This is a genomic window from Bacteroidota bacterium, assembly GCA_016714535.1.
Taxonomy (GTDB): domain Bacteria; phylum Bacteroidota; class Bacteroidia; order AKYH767-A; family OLB10; genus JADKFV01.
Map to the genome: position 1 here is coordinate 67,545 of JADKDR010000015.1, position 18,601 is coordinate 86,145.

Sequence of the window (18,601 nt, forward strand, 5' to 3'; positions counted from 1 at the left end):
TAGCATCAATAAACAACTTCAACGCCATGTGGCGGAATTTCTATTTCATTATTTAATTTACTATCCGATCTAAATAACAACTTCCTTCCATTGGTATCTACTTTCCTTTTCACTAGTTTATCTGATTTATTAAAAAAAGCAATGACCTTTTTTCCAAAGTAATTACGTTCCATTATCAAAACCGAATCGCCAGCTTCTGTAAAATTTAACTCACCATACAGAAGAGCCATTTGTTGATTTCGCAAATGCGAAATCTTGCTAAACTGATCTAATAAAAGTGATTCATTACTGTTTAAGTCATCTCCAAAACGCGCCATGCGCCTGTTGTCTGGATCACCTGCTCCTGCATCACCATATTCATCGCCATAGTAAGTACATGGAACACCGGGAAGCATCATATTCAACACATGCAGTTGCAATAATTTATGATATCCTGTTGTATCAGCCACGGTAATATTTCTTGACCATCCAGCTTCCTTAGCATCTTCGTTACTCTTAAGTGCACCACCTGCAAAACTTACAAAACGAGGCATATCGTGATTGCCACTTATATTACCCATAAGATGATGATGACCAAATGCAGATAAAGAAGAAAGCACGCTGTTCTTAAGATTTGCAAAAGACTCATCTGAAAGTAAAATCCTGCTTGCATCAAAATAAATATTGAAGTCAAATTGCCCATCGAGTTGCCCGCTTGATACATAACTGCGGATGAGTTCGCGCGAACCAAAGGTTTCGCCTATTTGATATATTTCATTTCCACTTTTACTGCTATATGCTTTAATTTTTTGGGTAAGGGTGAGCCAAAAAGGCGATGGAACATGCTTTACAGCATCGTGCCTAAATCCATCAATACCAAATTTTTTAATCCAGTACATGGCACTGTCGCTCATCAAGTTCACCACTTCGGCCTTTTCATAATTGATATCGGGCATAAAAGGTTCGAACCAGGTGGTTAAACGTTGCTCATCCCAAAGTCGCAGATTTTTTCTCCCATCAGCCAATTCGAGTTGAGTAAAATATTCGGGATGCTCCTTAAATAGTAAATTCTCTGCATGCACATGATTGCTTACAAAATCGAGCAATACATTAATGTTTCGTTTATGCGCCTCGTCAACGAGTGTTTTAAAAACTGCATCGTTACCAAATCGGAAGTCAATAATTGTTTCGTGTACAGGCCAATAGCCATGATATCCGCTAAACCATCTATTTGGAGCAGGATACTCCTGATAAGCGCCAAGCGGATTTTGTACGATTGGCGAAATCCAGATGCAGTTAATACCAAGCTTGTCAAAATATCCATCTCGCAATTTTCTAACAATGCCCTGTAAGTCGCCACCATAATAATTGGCCTTTTCCATTATGCGGGCATCATTTGTTTTTAACGTATTGCTAGTATCACCATCAACAAATCTATCCACCAAAACAAAATACATGTTGTTAAGGTGTTTATCCGACCGCTTAAGAAGAGCGGCATCTTCTATCACTTTCCCGTTCTGTAATGGTATCCATATATCATTGCTCGAACCCAACGCATTACAAGCAATTACCCGCAAAAAACTGCGCTCAAGTTTAGTGGCCTCTTGCGGAATCAATATCTCTATGCTTTCAGAAGAAGAACTTGTTGCCACTTCCTGATTTTGCCATAATGCAATTACTGTTGCAGCGTTTGCTGTCTTTCCGATTATCACCTTTCCATCCTTAATAGCCAGAGTGTGTAAACGGGGTAATGCGCTTTCATCAGCTTTGGGAACAATCAACAAATTATTCCATCCGCCCATGCCGTTGCTAACTGAATCAGCATTTCCAACATGAGACGATTCCTTGCCATCAAGCATTAACTTATACTGATAGCTGCCCGGAGGAGCCGTAATGCGAGCTTTGTAAACACCATTACTTAAATCCAAAATAGTTGCATCGGCATTCCAACTATTAAATTCCCCTTTTACTTTAACCTCCTTATAAATGTTGTTGGCAGGATTAAAAGTTAATTCAACGGTTTTAAGTTCTGATTTTTTGCAAAGCAGTGCTCTGCTTGTATACTGCGTTTTTATCTTCAATAAAAATATATAAGGTATACTATCATTGTCATATTTCATAGTAAACCGGTTGCCCACTACTTTAAAGGAACATGGCGCATTACAATCAACGGTAAGTGACTGACCGATTAACGAATCGATGAGAAACTCACCAATATTTATAACAGTGCTGTCGGGCATAAGCGTAATAACGCTATATGGCAAACCGGTATCATTAAGGTCAAGTAAATTTTGTTTTGCATCTTTGTTGCATGCCAAAATGTAGATGGAAATTACAAGCACACTAAGGCTGCGATAAAAAATTTTATTGGATGGAATTGCGAAAATCATTTAACACTAAATTTAGTAAAGAAACACTTAAACAAGTAATACATTGGATTGGCAATGATAAAGAAAAGTTTGACCAACTAATGCAATGTTTTTTTGATAGCAATGTAAATATTGCCTTTCGGGCAGGTTGGACGGCCAGTGATATCATGCTAAAGAATCCGGATATGGCAAAGCCATATCTTGTTAAGCTTATTAATGCATTAAAGCGACCGTTGCCTGACAGCGTTAGACGAAACATTTTGAGGACGCTTCAAAAAGTAAAAACTCCGGAAAACCGAATGAGTTTAGTATATCATCATGCCATGTGTTCTATCACAAATCCAAAAGATGCAATTGCCATTCGTTGCTATGCGCTTACAACCGCTGCGCAGATATGCAAAAAATTTCCTGAACTAATTCCTGAATTACAACAAGCCATAACACTATATATGTTGCCAAATGCGACCCCGGCTATAAAATCGCGAATAAAGAGCATCTTAAAGGAATTAAAGGGAAAACAAATTACCTCTTTTTTGCTATAAGCATGCAATGGTCACTGCCTATACCAGGGACTATGTACGTTAAAACGCTATCGCAATAGACCAGGAAATTAAATAACCACTTTCTTTTTTCGAACCATGCTGAAAGATAAGAAGGTGGAGAAACAATACCAACCGGTTTTGACTTTACGATAAAATATTCCGCTTGCAATAGCTCTTGAACTTTGAATGTGGAGTGGTAATAGATGTATTCTTTGCCAGCAAATTGTTCTTTATGCTTCAATCTTCTGATAGCCTTTTTCCAACGGCCTTTTAGAAGATAATACAGAAATTCGGGAAGATATACCTTGCCAAAAAAAACCAGAATTAAATACCCATTAGTCACTAGGTGTGCTGGTACTCTAGTTAGGAATTTTCTCAACGCCTCTTCATCCAACATATTAATTCCAGAAAAATTAGAAAACACCACATCGAACTTCTGATTTTGTGTTAACTTTATTTCTTCTATTCTGCATTGTTCAAAAATAAGCGTATCAGAATTAACATGCTTTTTTTTACATACCTCAATCATTTCGTTAGATGCATCGGTTGCAAAAACTTTGTGTCCAAGTTGATTAAAAAATGAAGCGTCTTCACCTGTTCCGCAGTTTAATTCAAGAATTTGGAGTGCATTCTTACCACTTAGCAACTGTTTTACTTCTTGCTGTATCAAATTGCGCTGATATTGCCCCACAATCGAATGTGTAAAATCTTTATCGTATTCAGAAGCAACCGTATCAAAATAAGACATGACTAGTATTGTTTTAGCTTCAGCGAATAATACTCCTGAAGCAAGCGGTGATATGGCCATGCTAATGCATTTGCAGCAAAACTGTTATGTTTGCTGTAACCGCCTTGGTTGCTCACAAATGTTTTGCTTTGCAATGCTCTGAATCTGCGGTGCAGATATCGCTGCAGGGTTTTATAAAATTCTTTCGGATAGGTATTGGCAAACATCAAGGCAAGATCATCGCTATCGGTCCAGTTTGCTTTGCTGTTCAATTCCGCTTTTACCCTTTCGTAAAATGGTGTGCCTGGCAATGGATAACTTACAGACACTCCAATATCCGCAGGTTGCAGTTGATGCACCATGTCAATTGTTTTATTTATGTCCTCTCTTGTTTCGCCAGGATATCCAAACTGAATAAAAAAGCAAGGCTTAATACCATGTTTTTTTAGTAGATATGTTGCTTGCGCAATTTGAGCAAGTGTAATCCCCTTGTCCATAGCATCCAGCACCTGTTGCGAACCACTCTCGGCCCCTATCCAAACCTCATCGCAACCGGCACGTGCCAGGTGGGCTATGGTATCTCCCTGCAATAGTAAATCAGCTCGGCATTGAATTTTAAATTTGATTTTCAAATTTGAATCAGTCAACGCATCAGCAAACTGGCTAATCCATCCGGGTTTTAATCCAAATATATCATCACAAAACCAAATATGGGTTACACCAAATTGTTGTGTCACCAACTTAATTTGTTCAATAATAAAATCAACGCTGTGCGAGTTATAACGGTTACCATATATGGGCTTGGCACACCAATTACATTTAAATGGGCACCCGCGTGTAGTGGCCAGATTAATTGAAATATAACCCGCTGATTTTTCCCAGGCTTTTTTATAAAGAGTAAAGTCCAGCAATTGCCATGCAGGAGCAGCAAGTGTATCAAGATTTTTAAGAACCGTACGTGCTGCATTTTTTATGGCTACTTCATTTTTTAAATAGATTATACCTTCTAGTTCACTGGCATCTTTGTTAGCCTTTATATAATCTAACAAAACACAAAGGGTTTGCTCTCCTTCGCCATGCAAGATGTAATCAGCACCTGCCTGCAGGTAATATTCGGGATGATCTGTACTATCGCTACTACTCACTATGATCTTACATCCCGCTCGTTTTGCCATTTTAATCATCTCCATACAGGCTTGTCTCATATTGGTAAGACACATTTTGGTAAGGTAATTAAAGCCATCATCGTATATGACTACCGTGTTGGGGGCAAATGATTTTATGTAACTTCCAATTTCCTGAGGTTGATGGGCAAATTGAATATCTGCAAACTGAATTTCATAATTTTCACGCATCAAGGCAGCTGCTGCATAAAGCGTTGCCAATGGTGGATAAGGCTGCTGCTGTTTCCATTGTTTGGCATCGAGGCGAATAAAATAGGAGTGCGTTATAAGTACGCGCATAGTGTTAGTGTGTGATTACAAAGATAGTTTTTCAAGGCACGATTGTAAAATTTGTTCGTGTGCTTCCATTACTTTTACTTGAAAACCGTTAGGATGATGCTTTGAAACTCCGGCCTTATTTCGCATTTGTGCCTGATGCCATTCTGGTGTACGCTTGCCAAATTTAATGCGCCAAAAGAGTACTGTAACCTTTCTTAATGTGACTTCAAAAATATTGCAAAGCCAGGTGCTGCATATTTTTTCGGCAAAAGTTGAAATCCATGGTTTGGCAATTTGCTTAGCTGACACATCAATTTTTGCTGATGGATAAAAATTAAATATCCACTCATTTGCTTTAAAAAATGAATTCATCGCCTCGGGACCATACATGGTTTTTAAAAAAACTATTTCGGTTGCTGTAAAAATATTTTGATCAGGTATGGCCAAATTGTTTTCATCAACAAAATAATTAAGACAAAAAAATTTACGAGAATTGAGCAGTATGATCTTCTTATAAAGAATAAGTAACGTTCTGCAAATCCATAGTTTGCCGGGGGCGGTAATAATAAAATAATCTACATCAGAATCTGCATCCATATACCCCTTTGATATACTGCCACTAAGTGCCACACCCTTAACAAAAGGAAACTGAGAAATGATTTCGGAAAATTTTTCGGCCTTCTGCATGGCTTGGTGGGCATTCTCCTCACCTATTGTTCTTCGCAAAATTTCACTTTTGTCGCCAAGTATATAATAGCTGCCGCTTTGTTTTATAACATTACTGCCAATTGCAATCTGTAATACCTGATTGAGTTGATTTTTACTAAGCACATCAAAATGGGAATGGCTTTGCAATTCATCATAGCGAAGCGGATGCTTGAACACAGAAAAATAAGCAAGCGTGCTTAGTACAGCCTTTACCGCATACGGTTCAATGGGTGCCATGGGCATCTGCATATTTTGTTTCCGTGCCTCGCTTGTCATTCTGCTAACATAACTTAAAATTGGCATTACCACTACTACAAAAATCTCAATGGTATAATAAACTGCCTGAACGAAAGAAATAAATCATTCAAAAAGAAAAACAATAATACAAAACTAAAAAATTTCATTTGCCTAACTAATTAGCGCATTACTCATCATAAGATACTCCAAAATCAAGAAATTCTATTTAAGTCTTATTAATGGGTGCTTAAGTCCGTTAATTTCATTTTTAATTACCGTGTACTTAGGAATTTTTTCAAAAAGCTGTGTTAATGTATTAAAGCCATACGTTCGTGGATCAAAGCTGGGATCTATTTTTCGTAATGATATTCCTACTTTGCTAATGTATGCTTCCTCATCATCGTTAATTGAAATTTCGAAAGCTTTATCAATTAAACCGAAATCAATTCTTGGAAAAGACTTTTTTACAATCGGTTTCTTTATTTGACTGCCAGCCGTTTTTGGCTTGTGAGTAATTTTGGTTTCTCCCTTAATTACTTCCACTTCTTCCTCTTTAATTATTTCGTTTTTTAGATTTTCGCTAAAAGTAAAAAGCTCGCAGGAATTAACAAAAGCTATCGGTGTGGTTTTACTCCCTATTCCCATTACAAACAATCCCTCTTCGCGAATACGCTTGGCTAGTCCGGTATAATCGCTGTCGCTAGATACAAGGCAAAACCCTTCTACGCTTCCACTATGAAGTATATCCATGGCATCAATGATAAGCGAACTATCGGTTGAATTCTTTCCGGTGGTGTACGAAAATTTTTGAATCGGACTGATCGAAAACTGATTGAGGCTTTCTTTCCAACTATTCATTTGTGGCTTTGTCCAGTCGCCATAAATACGCCTAATGGTAACTTTACCATACTTGGAAACTTCTTCAATTATTTCCTTTATAAACCGGGCTTGCGCATTATCTCCATCGATTAATACGGCAATGTTAAATTTTGATTCTATCATTTTAAACTTTCCTTTTTCAGCTGTAAGTTATTAAGCCTTAGTGTGAGGACAACTATATTCAATACATCAAAGGTATGCTTTACATTTGGTTAATCATATTATTGCATTTGCACGCGGAGTTTTGCAATATCAATCTATTGCAGCTATTAAATCCATTTGTAACTTAATGGATAGAAATAGTCACTTTATTGAGGTTACTAAAACTATCCTGTTACTCAGTTTGAGTTAAATATATTTATAGACGAAAATTTTTAATTAACTCATTTAGCAACAGACCGGAAATATGCATTCAGCTCTTCACCTTCCACAATTATTTCTTGTAAAAATGAAAAGCCGAGTTTTTCTAAAAGCTTTATTGAAGCATCATTATCAATGGTGCATATTGCGCTCAACTTACTTACCCCCTTTTCTCTCTGCAAATAATCAATTACACAGTTTGTTGTTTCAAATGCAAATCCTTTCTGCTGATACTGTGGCAAGAAAGCGAAGCCAATGTCAGGGCTTGACAAATAATCGCGTTTAATTAAAGTAATAAGGCCTATGGCCTCCATGTTTACAAATACAATCCAATAAGCAGCTTGGCTATTAGCCATAACTTTGTAAATGTAATTTTTAGCATCGTCTAATGAATTGATATTACGATTCCCAATGAATCTCAACCATCCATCTGAGTTTAATAGGTTGAAAATAAATTCAGCATCCTTTTCGCAAAGTGGATTTAGCTTAGCATTGGTAGTTTGAAGGGTACACTTACAATCTGCTGGATTCAACTACTTTGCTTTTATAGTTATCGAATCAAACAAATTAAAAAATTGCTTACAAAGGTTTTGCCGCGCAAATTTTTCAACGCCCTTAGGTTCTGAATTAAGCTGCTTATTTTTATATTTTTCGAATAAGGATAAAACAATTTGCTCCATACGTGGCACATCATCATAGCCACAAATATCCGCTGCACCTGATTCACGCATTAATCTTTCTGAGTCGGTGCCTGTAGTGGTAATACAAATAATAGGGCGCTTGGCACCCAGATATTCATATAGTTTGCCTGGTAATACACCTCCTACATTTGGTGTATTATTTATTGGCAGCAACAATACCTGCGATTGGCATAAACGCTGTATCACCTCGCGGTGTGGCATAAAGTGAACCTTGGTTACAAATTTATCAAGGCCATGGGAAGAAATACTTTCATTAACAGAATTATCTAAAGGCCCAAGTAGCTGTATCTGAATATGTTTTTCTAGCTCACTATTTTGTTTCAAAATATTTTGCAACGCCTTCCAAAGTACATGAGGATTGCGGTCAGCATTCATGCTGCCCACATGAGTAATGGTAAACTTACCATCCAATACTACATCGCCACTTTCAAAGTCGGCATGATCGTAGCCATTTGTAACTACTTCAATATCCTTGCGCACGTTAAGGTTTACAAAATCCTGTGCCCAACTCCAACTAACCGTAACTACTTTATCGGCATTGCGCAATACTTCAGCTTGCAGACGATGATGTTTACGTTCAGCCCATGCCGAAAGATTTAATTGACTCCAATAATCTACGTTGGTCCAAGGGTCACGAAAGTCTGCAATCCATGGCAATTGCGGCATGTGTTTTTTAATGCCAAGGGCAATCATGTGGGTACTATGAGGCGGGCCTGTACTTACGATTGCATCAATGTTATGGGTTGCCAGATATTTTTTTAGATAAGTTATTGATGGTGCTATCCAAAATTTTTTTGCATCCGGAATAAATAGGTTGCCACGCACCCAGAGCGAAAATGTTTGCATGAAACTTTTCTTTTTATTCTCCACAAGCACACCTGAGTAAACCTTCTCGTGTTGCTTCTTCCCTATTAAAAATTTATAAATGTGAAATGGCTCCCAAATGGGAGTGCGCATAACTTCGATACCCTCAGGAATTTGTTTAGCTAAACTTTCATCGTGAGCAACAATTTCCGGTTTATCGGGAGTGAATATTACCGGTTCCCATCCATTGCTACGCATATACTTGCTAAACTTTAGCCAACGCTGCACCCCACCACCACCTGCCGGTGGCCAATAGTACGTTATTATTAATGCTTTTTTTAGTGCAGGCTGCATATTTATAAATAATTCAACTTCACACTTAACAGCAAAGCCGGAAAATACTTTCCGGCTTTGTTGTTGTTACGGTTACCATATTTGTTCTATAAGAATTTCAAACGGTTTAAGAATCCCTCCCGATATGACTTTCCGATTGGAATATTTTTTTCGTTTACAATTACCGTATTTTCATCCAGTATGGTTATCTTATCTATTTGTATGATATAAGAACGGTGTACACGCACAAATTTTGATACGGGCAGTTTGGCTTCTATATCTTTCATAGTGCTATGAATAATAAACTGATCGTTGTGGGTTTGAATTATTACATAGTTATCCATCGCTTGTATCCACAAAATATTAGTAAGATAAACCTTTACTAACTGCGAACCTTTCTTTACAAAAAAGCTGTCATTAATTACAGTGTTGTCTAACGAAACCAATTTTTCAGCTAACGGTGTTTCGGCTGCGGCAGTATTCATTTGCAATATGTATGCTTTGCCAAGCAAATTATCCTTTTCAGACTTAATTTGTGAAATAGAAATAACTACATCATGCGACTCACCATTAATTGGAGTAATAACTTTGGCAGGCTTATTATTTACATATCGATCTCCGTTAAACACAAAGTCGTTGCTTGCCGGCAGGAAAAGAATTTTATCGAAAGGCATAGTACGAGCTTCTACAAGCGAAAAACCGGTAAACGATTCAGCACGTGGATTCATAAAGGTAGGATGCTCTTCTTCATCAATTATTATAACGGCCTCTTGTATACGCTCTAGTGTATTAGCAAATTGCGCACGCGCCATACGTATCTCCTTGTCTTTGGCATACTTATATAATGCCATTTCAAGTGTTGTTTGAAGGTCAACTTCATTAAACGGCTTTACTATATAACCATAAGGCTGGGTTAACTTAGCACGGTCGAGCGTAGTTTTGTCTACATAAGATGTTAGAAAAATTACCGGAATATCGTATTGCTGAAAAATCCTGTTAGCAATGTCAATTCCATCTTGCTCACCCTTAAGTTTAATATCACAAAAAACAACATCAGGTTTAAATTCTTCAATTTTTTCGAAAGCCACTGCAGCACTTGGCGCTGTTGCAGGAACTTCGTATCCCAACTTTTGCAGGGTGCGTTGAATGTCTTTGGCTACAATTACTTCATCTTCAACTACAACAATTTTTGTATTACTCATATTTGCAAGAATATTTTACTGGGTGTTAAGGCACAAATAAAGTAATTTGGTAATAACTAAATATTAATAGGCGAATTTATTTATTAACGTAGTAAATGTCAATATCTTAAATATCCTGATGGTTATTTCACACACTTGGCAAATTCAAATCAACAACCACTTTATTTTTTGTATCCAAAATTAGCTGCTTGCAACACATCTATTTCGCTTCGATTGTATCTGCTTTTTGTTCTGTTAATGCTATCCCAGTTGGTATGTACCATAATCGTCACGATTATGTTATCTGTTCGCTACTAATTCTTCAATTGACTCATTTAAAATCTATTCATCAATATTTTATATGCATATTAATGTCTTACTGTCATTACCATTCAAAAAAAAAACGTTTATAACTATTAAAATCAGTGCTTCGTTCAAGTTCATTTTACTTTAAACGCGATGATGGCTATTTTTTTTCGCTATACCATTTTTTGAAAAAAAACCTTGTTTATAACTTTACATCGCATGTTTGATATTCATTTATCAAAATGAACTAATAAATATATGTTTGCTACACCTAAGTCAAATCAAAAAAATATTAAAGATGAAAATTTTAAAAATTATCGGAATTATACTTGCATTGTATCTGGCGTATGCAATTATCATGGGACTAGTAAGAAAGGGCCCATATGAAATTACCGAGTCAAAAAGTATTAAAGGCGATGCAGGGGTAATATGGCAGAATATTAGTCGCCACCACGAGTTTGTAAAATGGAATCCATGGAGCAAAATGGATCCTGACAACAAAGTTACCTACAAAGGAGAAGATGGAGCAGTAGGTAGCAGTTATGCCTGGGTTGGCGAGAAAATGGGACAAGGTGAAATGATTACAACAAGCCTTGAGCCAGGCAAATCGCACAGTTGTGATCTTAATTTTATTAAGCCTTTTGAAAGCAAAACATTTACCACCATGTTGATGGAACCTGAAGCAGACGGTACTTACAAAGTATCATGGGTGTTTAAGGCAGAAAGCGATTTTATGGAAGCCGCCATGACCAGCGCTATGTTTATGGATATGAAAAAGGAGTTGAGCAATTCGTTTAAAGAAGGATTGGCAAATCTTGAGAAAAAAGTAGTAGAGGAAACTGCTGCCTTGCCACCTCCTGCTCCACCAGCAGCAATAGCCGATTCAGTTGCCACTATCTAGTTGAGTTGAATTACTTTCGTTTAAAGTTGGTTGTAGTTCAATAATGACCAACTTTTTTTTTGCTTAAAAAAATGATTAACATGTGTTGAAATCTATGCTGTATCCTATCTATTAGTTTTTATACCTTTGATGCCTTATTATAAAAAGGATAGCTACAGGAATATTAAATAAACAAATGTCACAAGTAGAAATGAAAATGCCCAAGATGGGCGAAAGCGTAGCAGAGGCTACCATTACTAAATGGCTGAAGAACGAAGGCGATAGAATTGAATCTGAAGAAACCGTTCTCGAAATAGCAACAGACAAGGTTGATAGCGAAGTACCATCGCCTGCAGCAGGCATATTAATTAAAAAACTTTTTAACGAAGGCGATGTTGTGCAGGTAGGCAGCGTTATAGCTATTATTTCATCTGGTGTTGAAACCAAAGCTGCACCAGAAGCTCCCAAACAAGCAACTGAAAATGCTAAACCCACTGCTGCAAACGGAGCAGTTGTAGCCGCAGTTACAACTACATTACCAAGCAATGGCATTAAAGCAACAGTTGGTAGCGAAACAAGATTTTACTCACCACTTGTGCGAAATATTGCCAGAGAAGAGAATGTTTCCGTTAGCGAATTAGAATTAATAGAAGGCTCCGGAGAAAATGGCAGAGTTACTAAAAAAGATATACTGAGTTTTATTTCTAACCGTAGCAAAGCTCCAGCGCAAATAGAAACCAAAGCCCCAAGCAGCCCTGCGATTGCCGCGCCTGCCGTATCACAAGCAACCGCTCCGGGTCAACCGGCAATGTCGTTTAGTGGTGATGTTGAAATAATTGAAATGGACCGTATGCGTAAGCTGATTGCCGAACATATGGTAATGAGTAAACATACTTCGCCACATGTTACCTCATTTGTAGAAGTGGACGTTACCAACCTGGTTATGTGGCGCGAACGCATAAAGAAAAGTTTTGAAAAAAGAGAAAATGAAAAAATAACCTTCACTCCTATTTTTATGGAAGCCGTTGTTAAGGCTATAAAAGATTTTCCAATGATAAACTCTAGTATTGATGGAACCAAAATCATTGTAAAGAAGAACATAAACATTGGAATGGCCGCTGCACTTCCTTCGGGGAATCTGATTGTGCCTGTAATTAAAAATGCTGATAGACTTAATCTTTTAGGTATTACCAAAGTTGTAAATGACTTAGCAAACCGTGCCCGCATTAATAAGCTCTTGCCTGATGAAATACAGGGTGGCACTTTCACTTTAACTAATGTCGGTACTTTTGGTAATGTAATGGGCACACCCATTATCAATCAGCCTCAGGTAGCCATTATGGCTGTTGGCGCTATTCGCAAGAAACCTGCGGTTATAGAAACTCTACAAGGCGACTTTATTGGTATAAGGCACATGATGTTCCTATCACATTCCTACGATCATCGAGTGGTGGATGGTATGTTAGGTGGAAGTTTCGTAAGACGAGTAGCTGATTATTTAGAACAATGGGATATTAATCGTGAAATATAATTATCCGCATTTACATTTTCGATTGAACTACTTTAACTTAACACCAATAATTTGCGGCTTATTTTTTTGAAGGCCAAAATCGATTTATTTAAAAAACACGTAACGAATTTTTTAGAATATGAATAAGATACTATTAATACTACTATTTGCGCTAACAGCAGCGGTAACTTACGGCCAACGTAAACCCGTTGAAAAGCCTTTGAGTAAAGAAGACATTTCGCTGGCAAAAAAAGATGCCAATGCATTTTTCCAAATGAAACGCTATGCCGAAGCCCGCGATCTTTATCAGAAGCTCGTAAAATACGAATCTCAAAATACTGACATTAATTACCGACTTGGTTTTTGCATGCTTAATAGTAATTGTGATAAATCGAAAGCCGTGGACTATCTGGAGTTTGCCGCGCAACAAAAAGACTCTCCTAAAGATACCTACCACCAATTAGGACTTGCCAATTTGCATGCCGGTGCATATGATGCAGCGGTAGAAGCATTTGAAAAATATAAAGCAGCCATGAAAGGTAAGCCTGACCCAAAATTGCAAACCGACCTTTGTACCGAATGGGCATATAATGCAAAAACAGTAACAGCAAATCCTATAACTGTAAGTTTTGAAAACCTTGGCAAACTGGTTAATAGTCCGAACAACGATTATCGCCCTGTTGCATCGGTAGATGATTCGGTTGTATTTTTTGCATCCACCCGAAAAGGAAATACAGGCAATGTGCCTGATGAATTTGGAGAAGGTGGATTTACCAGCGATGTATATTTTTTTATACAATACGACACCGCTCGCACCAAACCAAAAAACCCTGGAATGAATATAAATACAGCAGGTTATGAAGAGCCAATGTGTATGAGCAGCGATGGTGACGAGCTATACATATATGTTGAAACTGCTGAAGTACCGGGAGATATAATGCGCAGTACACAGAAAGGAAAAACCTGGCAAAAGGTTGAGTCGCTGGGCGAATTATTTACAACCAAAGATGCTGAAATGGGTGCAGCAATTAGTACTGATGGAAGCACATTGGTTTTTTCGAGCGACCGAAAAGATAAAACAGCAAAAGGCGGTAAAGACTTGTATATATGTAAGCGTCAGGAAAATGGTGCATGGTCAACTCCCGTTAATATGGGTGCGCCTGTTAATACCGCTGCTGATGATGACTTTCCTGTTTTCTTTGCTGATGGCAAAACTTTATTCTATTCTTCAAATTGCAATAAATCAATTGGAGGATATGATATTTTTATGACCTCTCGCCCTGATGATAATTCAGACTGGAGCACACCAGTTAATATTGGATATCCACTAAACACTGTTGACGATAATAAGTACATTAGTTTATTGCCCGATGGAAAAACCGGATACATCAGTGCCGTGCGCGACAGTGGATTCGGAGGACTTGATATTTATAAATTTCGTGCTGAAAAACCATTGGTACAATCAAATCTTGTGGTTGTAAAAGCATACACCATCGTAGCAGCAACAGGAGGCACTACCAAAAATGCACGCATTAGTATTACCAAAAAGGGAACAGGTAAAATGGCAGGTGAATACTTTACCAATGCAAGCACGGGTGGTTTTGTTGCAGTGCTTGCTCCTGGCGAGTATGATGTTGCCATTAGAACAGAAAAGCTTGGTAAGTTTGATGCCATTCTTGAAATTCCCGAAGGTGGTGGTAAAGTATATAAGCTTTTCACCTTACAATAAACAAATATAATTTTAACATCCATTTTTCTTTTGTAAATAATATGTTGCTAAAACTCTCCAAGCCCCTCGCATTTGTTGATTTAGAAACGACAGGTGTAAATATTGGCATCGACCGAATAGTTGAAATTTCCATTTTGAAAATTATGCCAGATGGAACACAATCGGTAAAAACCAAACGTATAAATCCTGAAATGCCAATACCGCCCGCTGCCACCAAGGTGCATGGGATAACCAATGAAGATGTTGCTAATGAGCCAAATTTTAAAACATTGGCTGGCGAGCTGGTTTCATTTATTGATAATGCGGATATAGGAGGTTATAATAGTAATAAGTTTGATGTACCCATGTTGGTAGATGAGTGCCTGCGGTCAGGCATCAATCTGGACATGAAAGGCAGAAGATTGGTAGATGTGCAGAATATATTTCATAAAATGGAACAACGCACATTGTCTGCTGCTTACAAGTTTTATTGTAACAAAGAGATTCAAAATGCTCACAGTGCCGAAGCCGATATTAAAGCTACATTTGAAGTGCTGGTTGCTCAACTTGAAAAATATGACTCCTTGCCAAGAGACTTGGAGGCATTAAGTGATTTTAGCACGGTTGGAAATTTTGTTGATTATGCGGGCCGAGTAGTTTACAATGAAAAAAACGAGGAGGTCTTTAATTTTGGAAAGCATAAAGGAAAATCAGTTGTCGAGGTTTTTAAACAAGAACCAAGCTATTACGACTGGATGATGAAAGGTGAATTTGCCTTGCAAACAAAGCAAGTAATAACTTCTATACGATTACGTGATTTAAACACAAAAAGCAATGGAAATTAAATGTACATTTGCAACCGTTTTTAAAAAATCAAAAACTAATTTAAGTACTAAATAAAAAAAACTATGATGAAAAAATTTACTTTAATGGCGTCTGTTGTTGCAATGTTAGGCTACAACACAGTAAATGCGCAGCAATTAATGCCTAATGCACCGGAAGTTTCTCCTACCATGACCAGTGTTCTTGAAGGCAAAGGTGGCTCAAATAACCAAATGGCTTTGTTTGATGTAGTATTCACCTACCGCCTCGATTCTATTTTAGGTGGTAATGGCAAAGCTGGAGTTGCTTATGTTAATAATCAGCTTTGGATAAGTAATTGGGCAACCGATTCAATGTTCACCATTGACATTCCTGCACTTACGGTAAATGCATTTACCATTCCAGGAGTAATTAATAATGGAAACAACTCAGGAGTGCGTTCATTTACATGGGATGGAACAAACCTTTGGGCCAGTGTTAACAGCACAGAAGCGTTTGGTATTGATCCGGTTACTCAAACAGCTGCATCTTCTATCGATTTTAGTGCAGTAGGATTCAGCATACGCAGTTTGGCTTATAGCCCTACAATTAATGGCGGTGCTGGTGGTTTTTGGGTTAGCAATTTCAATACAGATATAGTTGAAACCGATATGAATGGTAATGTATTAAATACAATAGCTGCTGGAACCCACAGCTTAGCTGGTATGTATGGAACTGCCATTGACTATTTAGCTAATCCACCTGTTGCATGGGTACATGATCAAACTGGTACCGCTCCTAACACAGATTTTATTATTGGCATTGATCTTACTACCGGATCTCAGACTGGTGTAAGTCATGATGTCCTTAATGACATATCTGGCGCAACGAATGCTTTGGCCGGTGGTATTTTTATTTCTAATTTCGACATACTACCTACTGGAGCTATGTTAGCTTTATCACAAGCAACACCTAGCAATACCTTGTTAATTTACGATCTTGCTCATCCGGTAGGCATTGATGAATCAGCAACCGCATTTGATAAGAGCATTTTGGTATATCCAAATCCTGCTACTGATTTTGTAAAAGTTGGTTTTAATGTTGATCCTACTACTTTCGAGAGCATACAAATTATTAATGCTCAAGGTGCTGTTGCCACTGAAATTAAAACAGGTGGTTCACGTTTAGAGACTATTGATATTTCTGAATTAAACTCAGGCATTTATACAGTTAAAGCTATTGGAGCAGGTAAAATTGTTACCCGTGTAATAACTGTTCAGTAATAATTATTACTTGATATAGAGAAGAGGCTGTCCGATTGGACAGCCTTTTTTGTTTTAAGCAAACCGTATTTACATATTTGCACTTTAATTAAAGTAAGCAGCAATTTTAACCTTATGACACAAATAAATTATAAAACTATTGGTTTCTATTTGCTGTGTGTATTACTAAGTGTGTTATTTATTTTTTCGGGCTATACGAAACTATTTCCAATAGAATATTTCGAAATCTCCCTATTGTCGTCCAAAATTAGCAATTGGGCTATGGCACCTTATATGGCCAGGCTCATGATTGGATTAGAGTTTGCCATAGGCCTAATGCTTCTAATACCCGGCAAATGGCAGCAGTATGCATTGAAGGGTAGCATTGCCTTGCTGGTAGTGTTTATTATTTATCTTTCGATTCTGATTGCCATCTATGGCAATTCAGGAAGCTGTGGTTGCTTTGGCGAAACCATCCCGATGAGTCCGTTGCAAGGCATTTTAAAAAATGTTGGTTTAATAGTAATGGCATGGGCGGCACTATTATTAAAGCCAAATTCAAGAATTGCAATACCTAATTTTGTCAACATACTTTTATGTCTTTGCTGCATTATAATAACCTTTATTGTAAATCCCATTTTGCTCAATCCCGAATTACGAAATGACAACACACAGGTTGGCAAGCCTTATAATCTTTCGGTATTATATCAGCATGCTATTTATAAACCCAAAGTTGATGTTACAAAAGGTAAATGGCTGCTCGCTTTTTTTAGCACTGCATGCGCACATTGTAAACTTGCTGCAAAAACACTTGCTATTATTCAACAACAAAACCCACAGGTAAAAACTTTTTTCATTGTAAATGGCGATACTGCTAAGGTGACTAAATTTTTAGATGAAAATAATTGTAAAAACATACCTTGGCAAAATTTTAAAGGACCAAAAGAATGGCTTCAAATAGCGGGGCCTGAGTTACCTAACATATTGCTATTACAAAATGATACGGTGGTAAAAAAACTTGAACAGTATACCTTGAATGGAGATAAAATTTCTAAGTGGTTCGATGAAAAATAGTCTTAGAATTTACTCCTGAAATAATCTCTATCAGTTCTGACTACTATGCATAATGCTTTCGGATATGGCTTTGTAAATTTTACACAGCTCTGGGTATTCTTTAATTAGTTGTAAATGCCGCTGCATGGTGGTTTTGTCCTTGCGCAATGCGGGGCCGGTTTGTAAATTTTCGGCACCATAAACAATGGCATTTTCGGCAGTTGCCCTAATAATTTGATATATAATTTCGGGTTTGATATCGTGTTGCAGTAATACTGCGTTTGCCTTATGATATATATGATTGACAAAATTGTTGACCATTACTGCTGCTAGATGCGATACCTCCCGTTGCACACTACTTTGATAAAAAGGTTTGGCACCTAACGCTTTTGCTAACGCCAATACTTCGCGTTTAGTTTTAGTATTGCTGCCCTCGTAGCTGCAATTAAATTGGGCTCCATATTTTGCATTATCATTTACAGAAACAACCGGCCACAGCACGCCACAGTTGAACGTGTAAGACTCCAGCACCACCAGTGCTTTTGTTCCACTTGTATGGATTATGGTTGTGGAGGTTTTGCCTAACATTTTTATAACCGGTAGTATAGCATCATCACTTACGGCAATAATTGCAATATCAACCTGGTTTATATTAAAATCAGAAATAGAAGATGCTGTGCATTTATATTTTCTCGACATGGATGTTGCCATGGCAACATTGCGGGCAACTATTGCTAGTAAACGATAATTTGTATGTAACCTTTGCGCCAGAAAACGCGCCATACGACCACTTCCTATAATTGCAATCGACTTCATGAT

Annotated in this window: 16 protein-coding genes; 7 read left to right on the plus strand and 9 right to left on the minus strand. The window is 37.5% G+C overall.

Features of this window, described 5'->3' with window-relative positions; translation table 11 throughout:
* Positions 1 to 5: 5 nt before the first annotated feature.
* Positions 6 to 2,369 carry an alpha-amylase gene (locus IPO27_17290; protein ID MBK8848188.1) on the minus strand — a complete coding sequence of 788 codons (2,364 nt, stop codon included), beginning with the start codon at positions 2,367 to 2,369 and terminating at the stop codon, positions 6 to 8.
* Here IPO27_17290 and IPO27_17295 point away from each other — a divergent pair.
* The gene (locus IPO27_17295; GenBank protein MBK8848189.1) at positions 2,351 to 2,890 is read left to right on the plus strand and encodes a hypothetical protein; all 540 of its coding nucleotides are present in this window, start codon (positions 2,351 to 2,353) and stop codon (positions 2,888 to 2,890) included. The two genes, IPO27_17290 and IPO27_17295, sit on opposite strands and share 19 nt — an antisense overlap.
* Here IPO27_17295 and IPO27_17300 read toward each other — a convergent pair.
* The 7 genes from IPO27_17300 to IPO27_17330 form a co-directional block, all read right to left on the minus strand.
* Positions 2,871 to 3,698 carry a class I SAM-dependent methyltransferase gene (locus IPO27_17300; protein MBK8848190.1) on the minus strand — a complete coding sequence of 276 codons (828 nt, stop codon included), beginning with the start codon at positions 3,696 to 3,698 and terminating at the stop codon, positions 2,871 to 2,873. The genes IPO27_17295 and IPO27_17300 overlap by 20 nt on opposite strands.
* Entirely contained in the window at positions 3,641 to 5,080 is a 1,440-nt protein-coding gene (locus IPO27_17305) for a radical SAM protein (GenBank protein ID MBK8848191.1), read from the minus strand. The genes IPO27_17300 and IPO27_17305 overlap by 58 nt, the downstream gene beginning before the upstream one ends.
* Positions 5,081 to 5,095: 15 nt before the next feature.
* Positions 5,096 to 6,004 carry a nucleotidyltransferase domain-containing protein gene (locus IPO27_17310; GenBank protein ID MBK8848192.1) on the minus strand — a complete coding sequence of 303 codons (909 nt, stop codon included), beginning with the start codon at positions 6,002 to 6,004 and terminating at the stop codon, positions 5,096 to 5,098.
* A 222-nt stretch (positions 6,005 to 6,226) separates the two neighbouring features.
* Entirely contained in the window at positions 6,227 to 7,006 is a 780-nt protein-coding gene (locus tag IPO27_17315) for an NYN domain-containing protein (GenBank protein ID MBK8848193.1), read from the minus strand.
* A gap of 260 nt (positions 7,007 to 7,266) precedes the next feature.
* Entirely contained in the window at positions 7,267 to 7,776 is a 510-nt protein-coding gene (locus IPO27_17320) for a GNAT family N-acetyltransferase (protein MBK8848194.1), read from the minus strand.
* A complete protein-coding gene (locus tag IPO27_17325; protein ID MBK8848195.1) occupies positions 7,777 to 9,102 on the minus strand; it encodes a glycosyltransferase family 4 protein in 1,326 nt (441 codons plus the stop codon).
* Positions 9,103 to 9,188: 86 nt separating this feature from the next.
* The gene (locus IPO27_17330; GenBank protein MBK8848196.1) at positions 9,189 to 10,283 is read right to left on the minus strand and encodes a response regulator; all 1,095 of its coding nucleotides are present in this window, start codon (positions 10,281 to 10,283) and stop codon (positions 9,189 to 9,191) included.
* Positions 10,284 to 10,866: 583 nt separating this feature from the next.
* Here IPO27_17330 and IPO27_17335 point away from each other — a divergent pair.
* The 6 genes from IPO27_17335 to IPO27_17360 all read left to right on the plus strand — a co-directional run bounded on the left by IPO27_17335 (position 10,867) and on the right by IPO27_17360 (position 17,803).
* A complete protein-coding gene (locus tag IPO27_17335; protein ID MBK8848197.1) occupies positions 10,867 to 11,469 on the plus strand; it encodes an SRPBCC family protein in 603 nt (200 codons plus the stop codon).
* Between the two features lie 175 nt (positions 11,470 to 11,644).
* A complete protein-coding gene (locus IPO27_17340) occupies positions 11,645 to 12,979 on the plus strand; it encodes a 2-oxo acid dehydrogenase subunit E2 (protein ID MBK8848198.1) in 1,335 nt (444 codons plus the stop codon).
* 118 nt (positions 12,980 to 13,097) lie between these two features.
* Positions 13,098 to 14,687, plus strand: coding sequence for a PD40 domain-containing protein (locus IPO27_17345; protein ID MBK8848199.1), 1,590 nt, complete (start codon positions 13,098 to 13,100; stop codon positions 14,685 to 14,687).
* A gap of 41 nt (positions 14,688 to 14,728) precedes the next feature.
* Positions 14,729 to 15,511 carry a 3'-5' exonuclease gene (locus IPO27_17350; GenBank protein MBK8848200.1) on the plus strand — a complete coding sequence of 261 codons (783 nt, stop codon included), beginning with the start codon at positions 14,729 to 14,731 and terminating at the stop codon, positions 15,509 to 15,511.
* 63 nt (positions 15,512 to 15,574) lie between these two features.
* On the plus strand, positions 15,575 to 16,750 hold the full coding sequence (locus tag IPO27_17355) for a T9SS type A sorting domain-containing protein (protein ID MBK8848201.1): 1,176 nt from the start codon (positions 15,575 to 15,577) through the stop codon (positions 16,748 to 16,750).
* 114 nt (positions 16,751 to 16,864) lie between these two features.
* Complete coding sequence (locus IPO27_17360; protein ID MBK8848202.1) at positions 16,865 to 17,803, plus strand: hypothetical protein; 939 nt, start codon at positions 16,865 to 16,867, stop codon at positions 17,801 to 17,803.
* Positions 17,804 to 17,833: 30 nt separating this feature from the next.
* Here the strand turns inward: IPO27_17360 and IPO27_17365 are convergent, their stop codons facing one another.
* Positions 17,834 to 18,598 (minus strand): DUF2520 domain-containing protein, encoded by a 765-nt coding sequence (locus IPO27_17365; protein ID MBK8848203.1) that lies wholly within the window; start codon positions 18,596 to 18,598, stop codon positions 17,834 to 17,836.
* Between the last annotated feature and the right edge of the window lie 3 nt (positions 18,599 to 18,601).